The 775-nt window shown below is 41.5% G+C and carries 1 protein-coding gene; it reads left to right on the plus strand.

All coding sequences use genetic code 11. The annotated features are described in order from the left end of the window. Position 1: 1 nt before the first annotated feature. Positions 2-775, plus strand: a 774-nt coding sequence (locus L693_RS0120340) for a recombinase family protein (RefSeq protein ID WP_025719493.1), incomplete at its 3' end; no start/stop codon positions are given.

Raw genomic sequence — 775 nt, forward strand, 5'->3', positions numbered from 1 at the left:
AATGGACATCGTAGAGGGAATCCAACCGATTCTAAAGAAGAAAGTCGCTGCCTATTGCCGGGTCAGTACCGATTCTGAGGAGCAAAAGGAGAGCTATACCAATCAGGTAAACTACTATACACAATATATTCAAAACAACTTGGAATGGGAAATGGCTGATATTTACGCCGATGAAGGCATCAGTGGAACCAACACCAAAAATAGAACGCATTTTAATCGGATGATACAGGATGCTCGAAACGGTAAACTGGATCTGATTCTGGTCAAGTCGATTTCGAGATTTGCTAGGAATACACTGGATTTATTGAAATATGTACGGGAACTAAAAAGTCTCGGAGTGGCTGTATTCTTTGAACGAGAGAACATTAATACACTGGATACAACAGGTGAGGTATTCTTGACCATCCTGAGTTCTCTTGCACAAGATGAGAGTCGAAACATTTCTGAAAACAGTCGATGGGGAATACTGCGTGGCTTCCAAAACGGTAAAGTCTTCTGCAATACGAATCGCTTCCTAGGCTATGACAAGGATGAACATGGTGAATTGGTCATTAATGAGCAAGAAGCCGAGATTGTACGCAGAATATATGAGGAGTATCTAGACGGAAAAAGCTATCAGGCGATTGCTAGAGGTTTGATGCGAGATCACATTAAAACAGTCACGGGTGGCGATACTTGGTGGGATTCCTCCATTACCTTAATTCTAACCAATGAGAAATATTACGGAGCTTTACTGCAACAAAAGACGGTAACGGTAGATTTTCTAACCCACAAA

This window comes from Paenibacillus sp. 1-18 (assembly GCF_000520755.1).
Classification (GTDB): Bacteria; Bacillota; Bacilli; order Paenibacillales; family Paenibacillaceae; genus Paenibacillus; species Paenibacillus brasilensis.